Source organism: Haloferax sp. Atlit-109R (assembly GCF_003665865.1).
In the GTDB taxonomy this organism is placed as follows: domain Archaea; phylum Halobacteriota; class Halobacteria; order Halobacteriales; family Haloferacaceae; genus Haloferax; species Haloferax volcanii.
Window position 1 is genome coordinate 786,954 of the sequence record NZ_QPLO01000001.1, and the last position, 13,308, is coordinate 800,261.

Below are 13,308 nucleotides of genomic sequence, written 5' to 3' on the forward strand. Positions count from 1 at the left end.
ACTCGTGCGTAGGCGTCGCGGCGGGAAAGGGCTACCGCACTCCTACCGGCTGTCGCGGTCGTGGTTGATGACGTCGCCCTCGTAGACGATGCCGCGCTCGGCGTGGAGCGTGACGGTCGCGCCCTGCGCGATGGTCTTCGGCAGCGGCGCGCCCGAGACCATCGGGATGTCGAGTTCGCGCGCGACGAGCGCCGGGTAGCCGGTCATGCCCGCGCGGGCGTCGACGATGCCGGCGAGCTTGTCGGCGTCGCCGTCGAACTCGCCGTCGAACTCGGACGACAGCGCGAGAACCGCGCCCTCGGGGACGTCCGTGAGGTCGCCGTCCTCGGTGCGGTAGAGGGGGCCGGCGACGCGGCCGCCGACGATTTTCCGGCCCGTGGCGACGGGCTCGGCGGCGACGTGGACCTTGAGCATGTTCGTCGTGTTCGTCCCTTCGAGCTCCGTCATCATGCCGGAGAGGACGACGATGGTGTCGCCGGACTCCGCGACGCCGGCGTCGAGCGCGGCGGTGACGGCGTCGTCCATGACGCCCTCGACGCTCGGGCTGTAATCGGCGTACTGCGCCGAGACGCCCCACGAGACGGCGAGCTGGCGGCGCGTCCGGTCGTTCGGCGTGACGGCGACGACGGGCACGCCGGGGCGGAACTTCGCGGTCTTCCGGGCGGTGTAGCCGGACTCGGAGACGGCGACGACGGCCGCGGCGTTCACGTCGCGGGCGAGGTAGCGCGCCGAGCGGGCGAGCGCCTCGGTGCGGGAGCCCTCGTCGGCGGTCGGGACGCGCTGTTCTTGGCTCTCGTCGTACTCGGGGCTGGCTTCGACTTCCTTGACGATGCGGGACATCGTCTCGACGACGCGGACGGGGTGGTCACCGACTGCGGTCTCGCCGGAGAGCATCACGGCGTCGGTGCCGTCGAGGACGGCGTTGGCCACGTCGGACGCCTCCGCGCGGGTCGGGCGGCGCGAGCGGACCATCGAGTCGAGCATCTCGGTCGCGGTGATGACCGGCACGCCCGCGGCCTGCGCTTTGCGGATAGTGCGCTTCTGGATGATGGGCACCTCTTCGAGGGGGCACTCGACGCCGAGGTCGCCGCGGGCGACCATCACGCCGTGGGCCGCCTGGATGATTTCGTCGAGGTTGTCGACCGCGCCGGCGCGCTCGATTTTGGCGATGATGGGAATCTCCGCGCCGAGGTTCTCGAGGGTGTCGCTGATGGTGTAGACGTCCTCCGCGTCGCGGATGAACGAGGCGGCGACGTAGTCGACTTCCTTCTCGGCGGCGAGCTTCAGGTTCTCGTAGTCGGAGTCGGTGATGAGGTCGATGTCGAGGTCGACGCCGGGGACGTTCACGCCCTTGCGCGAGCTGAGCTCCCCGCCGGAGACGATGGTCGCGTGGACCGAATCGTCCTCGACGTACTCGACGGTGGCCTCGATGCGGCCGTCGTCGAGGAGGATGGTGTCGCCGGCCTCCGCGGCGGTGATGGAGTACGACAGGCCGACGGCCTCGGGCGTGGCCTCGTCGCCCTCGTAGAAGCGGACCTCGCTTCCGGTTTCGAGGTAGATGTCCTCGTCGATGTCGGCGGTTCGGACTTCGGGGCCTTGCAGGTCGAGCATGGCCGCGAGCGGTTCGTCGGTCGCGTCGTCGACGGCGCGGATGCTGTCGATGACGTCGGACCGGTGTTCGACGTTGCCGTGGCTCGCGTTCATCCGGGCGACGCTCATGCCGGCGTCGGCGAGCCCGCGAATCGTCTCTCGGTCGAACGACGCGGGACCGAGGGTGCAGACGATTTTTGCGTTTCTCATGGCGTCGCCTACGAGTGACTGATAAAAAAGCCCGATGATGAACTCGGTGCCGAGTAACGGGTTCGCATACGTACTCTCTATAGTTCGCCCGTCGAACTGACCGCTCGGGCGGCCTCACGGAACTATAATGGTCGTTTGATAGATTCCTCCGTCGTATCTGACGTATCCCGGGTCGCGGAACTCGTTTCTGTCCGTTCCTTTCCGGAGCGTCACGGGCTCGCCCCCGAGCGCCTGCCGGAACGCAGACTGTTGGTCCGGGGCGAGGTTCTGGTACGAGACGGCCCCCTCGCCCTGCGGGAGGTCGTCGACTCGGGTGACGCTCAGCCTCGCCGTCCCGCTTCCGCCGCCGAGACAGCCCGTCGAGAGGACGAGCGCCGCGGCGAGCAACACGCTGACTCGCATGGACGGCGCTCCAGCGTCGCCGCTCAAATCGGCTCCGGTCTCGGGGCGGGATTCGAGCGCCGAACGCCGGCTCAGTCGGAGACGGTCGTCCGGTAGATGTCGCCGTCGTACCGAACGTAGCCGGGGTCGACGAACTCGTTTCGCGCCGATTCGTTCGGTAGCGCCACCGGCTCGCCGGTCGAGACGGCCTCCGCGAACGTCTCGCGCTGGTCGGGGTCGAGGTTGCCGAAGGCGACCGCGCCCTGTCCCTGCGGGAGTTCGTCCACGCGCTCGACGGTCAGGGTGCCCGCGCCGCCGCCGGTGACCGCGGCGACGACGCCCGCGAACACCGCGAGCGCGACGACGACTCCGACCGCTTCCCGTCTTCCGATTCGCATGGCCGACGCTCGGGGGTCGGCGCAGTTAGGCGCTGTGGTCCGCGTCTGCCACGAGGACGGTATCGGCAGCGACACGGCGCGTCGAAAATATCGGGTCGCGGTCAGTCGCGTATCGGGTCGGAACGGCCGTCTACTGCACCTTCGTGCCGGGGACGGCGTCGCCGTGGGTCGTCAGGATGTCGGCCTCGTCGCCCGCGGCCAACAGCATCCCGTTGGACTCGACGCCGAACAGTTCGGCCTTTTCGAGGTTGGCGACGATGATGACCTTCGAGCCGGAAAGCGAATCGAGGTCGTGAAGCTGCTTGATGCCGGCGACGATTTGGCGCTCTTCGACGCCGATGTCGACGGTGAGCTTGGCGAGTTTGTCCGCGCCGTCGATGCCCTCGGCGGCGACGATTTCGCCCACGCGGATGTCGAGTTCTTGGAACTCCTCGAAGCTGATTCGGTCGTCCGCGATGGGTTCGAAGTCGATGTCGGCGTCGGTGTCGGTGTCAGCGTCCATATCCTCCTCGGCGTCCCCGTCGGACTCGTCGCTTTCGGATTCCGTCTCGGCCACGCGCGCTTCGAGCTTCTCGTTGAGCTCCTCGACGCGCTCGTCTTCGATTTTCTCGAACAGCGCCTCGGGCTCACCGAAGGACGCCGGCGGGGCCTCGAAGGCGTCGTCGACGCCGGTGTCGGCCACCGAGCCGTCTTCACCGAGCTGTTCCCAGAGCGCCTGCATCTTTTCCGGCGCGACGGGGAAGAACAGCACGGCGATGGCCTTCGCGATTTGGACGCAGTCGCGGATGACCTGCGCCGCGGCCTCGGGGTCCTCGTCGGTGAGCTTCCACGGCTCGTTGCGCTGGATGTACTCGTTGCCGAACTGCGCGAGGCGAACGGCGGCGTTGCCGGACTTCCGGACCGAGTAGTCGTTGATGCCGGCTTCGAACTCGTCGATGGCCTCCTCGATGCGGGCTTCGACTTCCTCGGACACCTCCGCGTCCGGCGTCCCCTCGAAGTTGCGGTACGCGAACAGCATCGACCGGTAGAGGAAGTTGCCGACCGTGCCGACGAGTTCGCTGTTCACGCGGTCTTTGAACTTCGACCACGAGAAGTCCACGTCCTGCTGGAAGCCGCCGTTGGTGGCGAGGTAGTACCGAAGCAGGTCGGGGTGGAAGCCCTCGTCGAGGTACTCGTCGGCCCAGACGGCGCGGTTGCGCGAGGTGGAAAAGCCCTTGCCGTTGAGCGTGATGAAGCCGGAGGCCATGACCGCACGCGGTTCGACGTAGCCCGCGCCGCGGAGCATCGCCGGCCAGAACACGGTGTGGTGCTGGATGATGTCGCGGCCGATAATGTGGACGATGTCTCCCGCGTCCTTCCACGCGGCCTCCCAGTCGAAGGTGTCGGCGCCGACGCGCTCCGTGTACTGCTTGGTCGAGGAGACGTACTCGACGGGGGCGTCGACCCAGACGTACAGGACGAGGTCGGAGGTGTCGGACGGCGACGAACTGCCGTCCGACTCGTCGCCCTCGTCACGCCCAGACTCCGTCTGGTCTGCCTCCGAATCCTCGGCGGGTTCGGAGACGCCCGGGTAGTCGATGCCCCAGTCCATGTCGCGGGTGATACACCAGTCTTGCAGTTCGCCCTCGATCCACTCGCGGGGCTGGTTCCGGGCGTTCGAGGTGCCTTCGAGGCGGTCGATGAACTCTTGCAGGTAGTCTTGGAGGTCGGAGACGGCGAAGAACTTGTGCTCGCGCTCGCGGTACTCCGCGGGGTTGCCGGTGAGCGTCGAGGTCGGGTCTTCGATTTCGCCGGGTTCGAGGTGGCGGCCGCAGCCCTCGTCGCACTCGTCGCCGCGGGCGTGCGCGCCGCAGTACGGACACGCGCCCTCGACGAAGCGGTCGGGGAGCCACTGGTCCGCGTCGGGGTCGTAGGCGACCGGAATCTCCTTTTCGTAGACGTAGCCCTCGGCTTCGAGCGTGCGGACGATTTCCTGCGTCAGTTCGGTGTTCGTCTCGTCGTGGGTGTGGCCGTAGTTGTCGAACTCGATGTTGAAGCGGGGGAACGTCGCCTCGTACTTCTCGTGGTGGCGGAGCGCGAACTCCTCGGGCGTGACGCCCTCCTTCTCGGCGTTGACGGCGACGGGGGTACCGTGCATGTCCGACCCGCTGACGAAGGCCGTCTGCTGGCCGAGTGTTCGCAGCGAGCGACTGTATATGTCGCCGCCGACGTACGTTCTGAGGTGGCCGATGTGGAGGTCGCCGTTCGCGTACGGCAGTCCACACGTCACCACCGCTGGGTTCTCCGTGGGGAAGTCCTCGTGACTCATATATGTCGTGTATCTCGGAAGCGGGCCTAAAGCCCGCCGCTTCGGATGCGTCTGTCTGGCGGTGCGATTCTGCCCCGAGGTTCGCCGGGTCCGACCGTCGTCTCACGTTACCGAGGCGACGATTGGAGGCGGGTCCACCCGCGGCTAAAAGGGAGCGCGCATACGCATGTTGTCGGGGAGACCCGTCGCGGTCACACCGGTACTGAAGCCGAGCGGGCGTATAAATTGTTGGGACGCTCCGGCAACGCTCGGTGTGCTCGGGACGCTTGGGGGCTCGCCCCTCGCCCCAATCAGAGGAACGCCAGCGCGGCCTCGATGCCGATGACGGTCACGACGAGTCGGCCGCAGGAGCCGACGAACGTCGCGGCGGCGAACTTGAGGTAGTCGTCTTCGAGGACTGAAAACGCGTAAATCGAGAGCGTGTCGGGAAAGCCCGGCACGCAGAGCGCGGCCGCGAGCCCGGCGAAGCCCCAGTTCTGTGCGATTTGGACGGCCTTGCGCTCGGTCCAGCCCATCACGTCGACGGGCAACCGTTCGAGCGCCCGCTCGACGTAGCCCGACTCCTTCGTCTGGCGGCCGATGTGGAACGCGAAGACGCTCCCGGCGGCCTTGCCCGCGCCGCTGACGAGGATGATGACCGCCAGCTTCGCGCCGTGGGAGAGGCCGAGGTCGAGCGGCGCGGCGAGGACGATTTCGCTCACGCCCGGGAGGGCGAAGGCGATGAGAAACGAGTAGGCGAAGATGATGACTAGCCCGACCCAGCCGGTGGCCGTCTCGACGAGCGACGAGAGCCACGAGAAGTCGGGGTACAGACTGAGCGTCAGGTCTGCGAGCGATGCGAACGCGGTGAGGGACACACGAGAGGGTCGAAGCCAGTCGGTTGTAAGTTTTCAGGTTCGGACCGGTCAGTTACGCGTCGGTCCCGACCGGAGGTCGTCGAGGTCCGAGAGGAACGCCCGGAGCGACTCGCGGGAGACGTGCGGCATACAGACGATGCGGAGTTCGCCGCTCGCGGTCCGCGAGATGCGCCAGCCGAGGTCGCGGAGCGACTCGAACTGCTCGTCGGGGACGCTCGCGGCGACGAGCGGGAGTTCGGGTTCGACGGCGTCGTAGCCGCGGGCGCGGAGTTCGTCGTAGAGCCAGTCGGCGTTCGCCTGCTGGCGCTCGTAGGCGTCGCGGTAGCCGTCGGGCCAGAGTTCGCGCATCGCGGCGGCCGCGGAGGCGACGCCCGCGCCGCTTCGGGTCCCGGTGAGACTCGCCTGCGAGGCGGATTCGAGGTACGGCGTATCCACCGCCAGCGAGTCCACGACCGACTTGTCGCGGAACAGCAGGCCGCCGGCGGGGACGACCGCCTGCCCGTACTTGTGGGGGTCGATGGTCATCGAGTCGACGGGGGCGTGGGCGAACGACCACTCGTGGTCGGTGAAGGGGAGGACGAAGCCGCCCCACGCGGCGTCGACGTGCATCAGCGCGCCGGCGTCGTGGGCGACCGCCGTCAACTCGGGAATCGGGTCGACGCGGCCGAACTCGGTCGTGCCGGCGACGCCGGCGACGAGGACGGTGTGGTCGTCGACCGCCTCGCGGACGGCCGCGACGTTCGCGCGGTAGTCGTCGTCGACGGGGGCGATTCGGAGCTCCACGTCGAGCACGTCGGCGGCCTTCTGGAAGCTGAAGTGGATGCTCTCGGGGGCGACGACGTTCGGGTCGTCGTCGCGGGCGTGGTTTCGCGCGGCTCGGATGGCCTGGATGTTGGCTTCGGTCCCGCCGCTCGTCACGTAGCCGTGGGGGGCCGAGAGGCCGGTAATCTCGCCGAGGTACGAGAGTGCGTCTTCTTCGAGGGCGGCGACGGCCTGATAGGTCGCCGGGTCGCCGGGGTTGGTGGCAAAGAACCGCTCTGCGGCCTTTCGGGCGGCCGGGTGCGGTCGGGTGCACATCGAAGAGAGGACGCGGTCGAACTCCTGCGGTGCCGCGCGCTGCATGCATCCCACTATACCCACGCCCAGTATATCGGTTCCGCTCCGGTGCGCCGCGTCGCCCAGCCGACGGCCACCGCTACTGGGTCGAGAAAAGGCGGAACGCGGGTGGTCGGCCCTCGACTTCGACGGACCTCAGCGGACCGAGTCGAGGAGGAGTCGCTGTTCGACGCGCTTGACCTCGTGTTGCACGTCGCGGACGGCGTCGATGTTGGCCGAGATGGAGCTGACGCCCTTGTCGACGAGGAACTGGACCATCTTGGGCTTCGAGCCGGCCTGCCCGCAGATGCTCGTCTTCACGCCGACCTCGCGACACGTCTCGATGGTGTCGCCGATGAGTTTGAGCACCGCCGGGTGCAGTTCGTCGTAGATGTCGGCGACGTGCTCGTTGTTGCGGTCCACCGCGAGGGTGTACTGCGTCAGGTCGTTCGTGCCGAAGGAGGCGAAGTCGATGCCGGCGTCGGCGAGTTCCTCGATGCAGAGCGCCGCCGCGGGCGTCTCTATCATGACGCCCCACTCGCGCTTTTCGGGGTCGATGCCGGCCTCGCGCATGTGCTCTTTCGCCCGCAGCACGTCCTCCGCGTCGTTGACGAGCGGGAACATGACTTCGAGGTTGTCGTAGCCCATGTCGAACAGGCGGCGGAACGCTTGCAGTTCGAGGCGGAACACGCTCGGGTTGTCGAGGCCGCGGCGGATGCCGCGGTAACCGAGCATCGGGTTGTGCTCGCGCGGCTCGTTTTCGCCGCCCTCCAGCTGTCGGAACTCGTCGGTCGGCGCGTCGAGAGTGCGGACGCGCACCGGCCGCGGGTAGAACTCCTCTGCGGCCTCGCGGACGCCCGAGACGATTTCGTCCACGTAGGCGCGCTCGCCGTTCTGCTCGATGAACCGCTCGGGGGTCTTGCCGAGCGTGAGTACCATGTGCTCGATACGGAGCAGGCCGACGCCGTCAGCGCCCGTTGCGGCGGCGCGCTCGGCCGCTTCGGGGATGGAGACGTTGACCTTGACCTCGGTCGCGGTCATCGGCTTGACGGGCGTCTTGGGGCGGGCTTCCTCGACGGGCTGGCGCTGTTTCTCCTCGGGCTCTTCGCCCTCGCGGACGGTTCCCTTGTCGCCGTCGATGGTGACGACCTCGCCGTCTTCGAGGGTCTTCGTCCCGTCGCCGGTGCCGACCACCGCGGGCACGCCGAGTTCGCGGGAGACGATAGCCGCGTGGGAGGTCATCCCGCCCTCGTCGGTGACGATGCCGGCGGCGCGCTTCATCGCGGGCACCATGTCCGGCATGGTCATCTCGGTGACGATGATGTCGCCCTCGGCCACTTGGTCGAGGTGGTCGAGTTTGGTGACGATGCGGGCGCGGCCGGAGGCGATGCCGGGGCTCGCGCCGAGGCCGCGGATGAGCACGTCGTCGCCGGTCGCGGTCGCCCGCGAACTCCCGCCGCTGTCGCCTTCGCTTTCGGTTTCCTCGCCGTCGTCGCCCTCCGCGATGGTCGTAATCGGGCGCGACTGGAGCATGTACACCTCGCCGTCGTAGACGGCCCACTCCACGTCCTGCGGCTTCTCGTAGTGGTCTTCGACCAACTCGCCGAGTTCGAGCAGGCGGGACACCTCGTCGTCGGTCAGGACGCGCTCGTGCCGGCGACCGTTCGGCACGTCGCGCATGACGGTCTCGCCGCTTTCCTCGTCGCGGACGCACATCGTCTTCTTGTCCGCGATGGTCGCCGTTTCGACCTCACCGCTCTCGCGGCTGACGACGTAGTTGTCGGGCGAGACGGTGCCGGAGACGACGGCCTCGCCGAGCCCCCACGCGGCCTCGATGATAATCTCCTTCTTGCCGGTCGAGGGGTGACGGGTGAACATCACGCCGGACTTCTCGGCGTCGACCATCTGCTGGACGACTACCGCGATATCGACCTTGTCGTGGGGGAATCCCTTCCGGTTGCGGTAGTAGATGGCGCGCTCGGAGAACAGCGAGGCCCAACACTCCTTGACGCGGTCGAGGAGGTCCTCCTCGGTGACGTTCAGGAACGTCTCCTGTTGGCCCGCGAAGGAGGCGTCCGGCAGGTCCTCGGCCGTCGCGGACGACCGGACGGCGACGAAGGCGTCGCCCTCGCCGACGCTCCGGTAGGCGTCGAGAATCTCTTCCCGCACGTCGTCCGGCATCGGCGTCTCCATGATGAGGTCGTGCGCCGCCTCGTGGGCCGCCTGGAGCGCCGCGGAGTCCTCGTGGTCGACCTCGACCGCGGCGAACAGCTCGTCGTCGATGCCCGCGTCCTCGATGAACGCGCGGTACGTGCTCGCCGTCACGACGAATCCCGGCGGCACGGGAAGCCCCGCACCCGTGAGTTCACCCAGCGACGCGCCTTTCCCGCCGACCAGGTCGAGGTCGTCGGCCCGTACGTCGTCCAGCCAGACTACAGCCATGTGATGTTCGTATGGTCCCGCACCCCGATAAAGAAGTTTGCGAACGAAACAAGTATGAATGAAAACTCACTCGAAGCCGAGTATGAAATTGCGGCGACGGCGCGGAGACGCCCGGTTTTAGGACTCTCTGCGCTCCCGCCCGTGTTCCTCGCAGAGCACCTCGCCGGCGTCGGGGTCGAGGTAGAACGGCGACCCGGCTTCGACCGGCGTCCCGCAGACGGCACAGCCGTCGTCGTGGCGGAGGAAGTACTTCCCCTCGTCGCGGCCCGTCTCCAGTCGTCCGGCGGCGACGGCCGGCCGGGTCAGTCCCTCGCCGATTTGGGTGCGCTCGGCGCTGTCGGCCTCCTCGAATCGGATCGGTCGCATACCGTCGCTTGTGCCGCCGGCGGCAAATCCCTACGGGCAGCGAGGGGTTCATAACCGCTCGTCACTTGGGTGCTAGCGTGCTTCCGGAGTGGGTCTTTCTGCTCCCGCCGTGGCTCGTCGTCGGCCTCGCGGCGGGCGCGGTCGCCTCCGTCGTCGTCGCCGGCGTGTTCGTCGTCGGCGGCCGTGTGTTCCCGGAGCAGCAGGTCTCTCGCGGCCCCCGCGTCGACGGAACGGGTCGCCGTCGCGTCGAAATCCGCGACTACCTCAGCTCCATCGACGAGCGGTTCGTCGAGGACCGCCCGGTCCGCGGCGAGACGGTGGCGTTTTTCCTCCCCGACCGCGGCGTCGCCATCACCTTCGACGCGCAGGCGTTCTTCCGCCTCGAACGCGCCGGCGTCTACGCCGTCCTCTGCGAACACGAGATGCCCGGCGGTCAGCTCGGTCGCCGCCTCCCCTTCGACGTGCCGGACGTCGAGCCCGAACTGGCCGACCTCGACGACCCGGTGTCGGCCGCGTTCGACCGCCTCGACCTCCCCGCGACCGCCTCCTCCGAGGCCGTTCAGGACGCCTACCGCGCACGGGTAAAAGACGTGCATCCCGACCACGGCGGCGACCGAGAGCGGTTCCGCGAGCTACGGGAGGCGTACACGATGGCGCGAGAACACGCCGAGGGCTGAGAATTCGACTGCGAGAAAAACCGAACCCGGCGCGGAGCTACGGCTCCGTCACTTCGAACAGCACGCCCGCGTCGCGGAGCGCGTCGGTCACGCGCCCGGCGGTGTCGGTGCTGGCGACGACCGCGGCGTCGAGGCCGCGGGCCGCGGCGTCGGCGGCGACCTCGCCCGGCGCGAACCACGTCCGCACGTCGACCGACGCGTGGCGGCAGGCGACGACGGCCTCGACGCCCGCGGCGACGACGATGTCGGCGTCGTCGCACGCCGCCGCGAGCGCGTCCGAATCGACCGCGTCGGACTCGGCAAGTCGCGCCGGCGGCACTTGCAGCACGCGGACCGAACCGGGTTCCATCTCGATGACGCCCTCGAAGCCGGTGACGCTGGCCGCGCCGCCCGCCTCGGCGTCGGTGGTGGCGACGCCGATGGCCGGGCCGTCGTCGCCGGGCGTGGCGTGGAGCAGTCCCTCGCGGAGCGACAGCGTCACGGTGTCGCCGGCCGCCACGTCCTCGGTGACGATTGCGGCGTCCTCGTTGACGCTCTCCAGCACGTCGTCGGTGACGTGTTCAGCGAACCGCTGGAGGGCGCGAGCCTCCTGAAACAGCCAGTCGACCCCCTCTTTCGTCACGCGGTAGCGCGACCGGCCCTGCTTTTCGACGAGCCCGTCTTCGACGAGGTCGCGGATGTACTCGGAGACCGCCTGACTCGTCACCCCGACCGCCTCGGCGATTTCGCCTTGGCTCACCGCCGGCTGTCGGTCGGCTATCTCGGCGAGGATGCGAAACCGGGTCGCGGTGCGCTTGTCCTCCAGTGCGCCGCTCATGTGCCGAAGGTGGGACGCACCGACTAAAAAGGCCCCTGCTCCACCACGCGGTTCGACCGCCCGCTCGCAGGCCCTCGGCGCGGCGCGCGCCTCCGGTGGTGATTTGTCTCCGCCGACCCTCCACTCGGCCGTGACCAGCGTCTCCGTCCGCGAGCGCGCCATCTCTCTCCCCGACGCCGACGCGCTCGTCCTCGCGGACCTCCACGTCGGCCGAGCCGACGCCTCGGCGGTCGATTTCCCGCTCGGCGAGGGGACCGACCTCGCGGCGCGCCTGCGAGCCTACTGCGCCGAGTTCGACCCCCGCGAAGTCGTCTTCGCCGGCGACGTGCTCCACCGGTTCGACCGCGTCTCGGAGCGCCACGTCGCGGCCCTCGAAACCCTCGCGGAGACCTGCGACGACGCCGGTGCCGACCCGGTGTTCGTCGCCGGCAACCACGACACGATGCTCGCGGCGGTCCGGTCGGGCGAGGTTCACGACGAGTACCGCCTCGCTGACGGGACGCTCGTCTGCCACGGCCACCGCGACCCCGACGGCGACGCCGAGCGCTACGTCGTCGGCCACGACCACCCGACGCTCGCCGTCGAGGGCTGCCGGCGGCCCTGTGTCCTCTACGGCCCCGACGCCTACCGCGGCGGCGACGTGCTGATGTTGCCGGCGTTCACCCGTCTCGCCGCGGGCGTCGAAGTAAACGGGATGCGAGGGGCCGATTTCCAGTCGCCGCTCGTCACCGACGCGAGCGTCTTCCGGCCGCTCGTCCGCGACGAAGACGCCGGGGAGACACTCACGTTCCCGCCGCTGGGGAAGCTTCGGCGGTTGCTCTGAGGAGTCGAGGTGGGCGGGAGAGGGGCGGAAAACGGCGGCGAAGCGCGCGAGAACCTACGACGAGAGGTCGTCGCGGACGGCGTCGGCCGCTTCCTTGCCGCTCCGCATCGCGCCCTGAATCGACGACCACGCGGTGTAGTCGCCGGCGAGGTACGCGCGACCGGGTGCGTCGCGGGCGTCGGGCAGGGACTCGTGGACGCCCGGCGGCTGGGCGAACTGCGCGAAGGAGATGTAGTCGGTGTGGAGCAGTTCGAGGTCGTCGAAGTAGCGCTCGGGGTACCACGCTTCGAGCGTCCGGCGGGTCTTTTCGAACAGCGCTTCCTCGGAGTCGTCCTGCGCGGCCGCGCCGAGGAACGTCGCGTTCAGGAGTTCTCTGCCCGGCGGGGCGTACTCCGGCGCGACCGTCGACAGCGGGACGACCGTGTTGGGGTCGGGACTCGGCGCGTTGAGCATGATGCGCTTGCCCGCGTCGAGTCCGCTCCCGCTCGGGAGCGTGTAGTACTGGGTGACACAGCCGTGGGCCTCGGTCGGAATCGACCCGACGCTGGTCAGCCGGCGCGCCTCCTTGGGGTCGGTGGCGACGACGACCGCGTCGGCTTCGAGCGACTCGCGGCCCGTGGTGACGACCGCGCCGTCGCCGCGGGATTCGACCGATTCCACGCGCTCGCCGAGGCGGAACGTCGCGCCCTCGTCGCGGGCGGCGTCGGCAAGCTGTTCGGGAACCGCCCCCATCCCCGCCGCGGGGACCGCGGTGCTTCCCGTCGAGAGCATCTTGAAGGTGTACTCGAACACCCGCTTCGACGACGAGAGCGAGCGGTCGAGCGTGATGCCGCCGTAGAACGGCGCGACGAAGTGCTCGATGTAGTCCTCGGAGAAGCCCCAGTCGCGGAGGTACGACCGGATGCTCCGGTCGGCGGCGGCGAAGATTTCGTCCTCGTCGCGGGTGCTCACGTCCTGTCTGAGCGCCAGCGTCCGGAGCTTGTCGCTCGTCGTCACCTCGGGGTTGCGGACGGACTCGAACAGGCTCCCGATGTCGCGAAGGGGGTCGGAGAGCACCGCGCGCCTGCTCGGTCGGCAGATGGTCGCGCCGGGCGTGAACCGCCGGAGGTCCAGCGCGTCGAGGTCGAGTTCCCGCCGGACCGCGGGGTAGTCGGTGAAGAGGACCTGAAACCCGCGGTCGAGCGTGAAGCCGTCTTTCGTCCGGGTGCGGACCCGCCCGCCGACGTCGTCGCGCCGCTCCACGACGGTCACGTCGGCCCCGTCGGCGGCGAGGTGTCGCGCGGCGACGAGGCCCGCGAGGCCCGCGCCGACGACCGCGATGTGGCTATCGTCCATACCACGTCT

At 68.9% G+C, this 13,308-nt stretch carries 12 protein-coding genes; 2 read left to right on the forward strand and 10 right to left on the reverse strand.

Going from position 1 to position 13,308, the window contains the following annotated elements; all coding sequences use genetic code 11:
- Nucleotides 1-42: 42 nt before the first annotated feature.
- The 8 genes from pyk to DVK03_RS04170 all read right to left on the reverse strand — a co-directional run bounded on the left by pyk (nucleotide 43) and on the right by DVK03_RS04170 (nucleotide 9,647).
- Nucleotides 43-1,800: a pyruvate kinase gene (pyk, locus tag DVK03_RS04135; protein ID WP_004044130.1), complete on the reverse strand. Its 1,758-nt coding sequence runs from the start codon at nucleotides 1,798-1,800 to the stop codon at nucleotides 43-45.
- Nucleotides 1,801-1,914: 114 nt separating this feature from the next.
- Complete coding sequence (locus DVK03_RS04140; RefSeq protein ID WP_115802290.1) at nucleotides 1,915-2,202, reverse strand: hypothetical protein; 288 nt, start codon at nucleotides 2,200-2,202, stop codon at nucleotides 1,915-1,917.
- Nucleotides 2,203-2,273: 71 nt separating this feature from the next.
- The gene (locus DVK03_RS04145) at nucleotides 2,274-2,579 is read right to left on the reverse strand and encodes a hypothetical protein (RefSeq protein ID WP_115802291.1); all 306 of its coding nucleotides are present in this window, start codon (nucleotides 2,577-2,579) and stop codon (nucleotides 2,274-2,276) included.
- A 130-nt stretch (nucleotides 2,580-2,709) separates the two neighbouring features.
- Nucleotides 2,710-4,887 (reverse strand): methionine--tRNA ligase, encoded by a 2,178-nt coding sequence (gene metG, locus DVK03_RS04150; RefSeq protein ID WP_115802292.1) that lies wholly within the window; start codon nucleotides 4,885-4,887, stop codon nucleotides 2,710-2,712.
- Between the two features lie 290 nt (nucleotides 4,888-5,177).
- Complete coding sequence (locus DVK03_RS04155) at nucleotides 5,178-5,744, reverse strand: YqaA family protein (protein ID WP_004044126.1); 567 nt, start codon at nucleotides 5,742-5,744, stop codon at nucleotides 5,178-5,180.
- A 48-nt stretch (nucleotides 5,745-5,792) separates the two neighbouring features.
- The gene (gene mfnA, locus DVK03_RS04160) at nucleotides 5,793-6,866 is read right to left on the reverse strand and encodes a tyrosine decarboxylase MfnA (protein ID WP_115802293.1); all 1,074 of its coding nucleotides are present in this window, start codon (nucleotides 6,864-6,866) and stop codon (nucleotides 5,793-5,795) included.
- Between the two features lie 129 nt (nucleotides 6,867-6,995).
- Nucleotides 6,996-9,281, reverse strand: coding sequence for a phosphoenolpyruvate synthase (gene ppsA, locus DVK03_RS04165; protein WP_004064336.1), 2,286 nt, complete (start codon nucleotides 9,279-9,281; stop codon nucleotides 6,996-6,998).
- Between the two features lie 117 nt (nucleotides 9,282-9,398).
- The gene (locus DVK03_RS04170) at nucleotides 9,399-9,647 is read right to left on the reverse strand and encodes a hypothetical protein (RefSeq protein ID WP_004064335.1); all 249 of its coding nucleotides are present in this window, start codon (nucleotides 9,645-9,647) and stop codon (nucleotides 9,399-9,401) included.
- A 77-nt stretch (nucleotides 9,648-9,724) separates the two neighbouring features.
- On the opposite strand from DVK03_RS04170, the gene DVK03_RS04175 reads away from it, so the two are divergent.
- Nucleotides 9,725-10,324, forward strand: coding sequence for a J domain-containing protein (locus tag DVK03_RS04175; protein ID WP_004064334.1), 600 nt, complete (start codon nucleotides 9,725-9,727; stop codon nucleotides 10,322-10,324).
- Nucleotides 10,325-10,361: 37 nt separating this feature from the next.
- On the opposite strand, the gene DVK03_RS04180 is transcribed toward DVK03_RS04175, so the two are convergent.
- The gene (locus tag DVK03_RS04180) at nucleotides 10,362-11,141 is read right to left on the reverse strand and encodes a MarR family transcriptional regulator (protein ID WP_115802294.1); all 780 of its coding nucleotides are present in this window, start codon (nucleotides 11,139-11,141) and stop codon (nucleotides 10,362-10,364) included.
- Nucleotides 11,142-11,271: 130 nt separating this feature from the next.
- On the opposite strand from DVK03_RS04180, the gene DVK03_RS04185 reads away from it, so the two are divergent.
- A complete protein-coding gene (locus DVK03_RS04185; RefSeq protein ID WP_115802295.1) occupies nucleotides 11,272-11,964 on the forward strand; it encodes a metallophosphoesterase in 693 nt (230 codons plus the stop codon).
- 54 nt (nucleotides 11,965-12,018) lie between these two features.
- Here DVK03_RS04185 and DVK03_RS04190 read toward each other — a convergent pair whose 3' ends face one another.
- Entirely contained in the window at nucleotides 12,019-13,299 is a 1,281-nt protein-coding gene (locus DVK03_RS04190; RefSeq protein WP_115802296.1) for an NAD(P)/FAD-dependent oxidoreductase, read from the reverse strand.
- Nucleotides 13,300-13,308: the final 9 nt, after the last annotated feature.